General features: G+C 66.5%; 1 pseudogene. It reads left to right on the top strand.

From position 1 onward, the window contains the following. Window positions 1-284, top strand: a pseudogene (locus tag AF337_RS24220) (amino acid deaminase); the annotation flags it as partial.

Below are 284 nucleotides of genomic sequence, written 5' to 3'. Positions count from 1 at the left end.
GCAATCCGCCGCTCCCGCTGGATACAATCGGCAAGCAGGGATGGAAGCCCTATGACGGTAGGATGGCCCTGCCGCTGATCTCGCTCGACCGGCAGGCCTTCTCCGGCAATGTCGAACTGATGATGGCCTATGTGAAGAGCATGGGCGCCGAAATCGCGCCGCACGCCAAGACACCAATGTCGACGGCGCTGTCGGAGGCACTTCTGGCGGCAGGCGCCTGGGGCACGACGGTCGCCGACATCCGCCAGGCCGCCGTCCTGCTCAAGGCGGGACAGCGCCGGCTG

The sequence above is a fragment of the Rhizobium ecuadorense genome, from assembly GCF_001187535.1.
Classification (GTDB): domain Bacteria; phylum Pseudomonadota; class Alphaproteobacteria; order Rhizobiales; family Rhizobiaceae; genus Rhizobium; species Rhizobium ecuadorense.
Note: the sequence above shows the minus strand (reverse complement) of the source record. Positions and strands in the feature narration are given on the sequence as shown.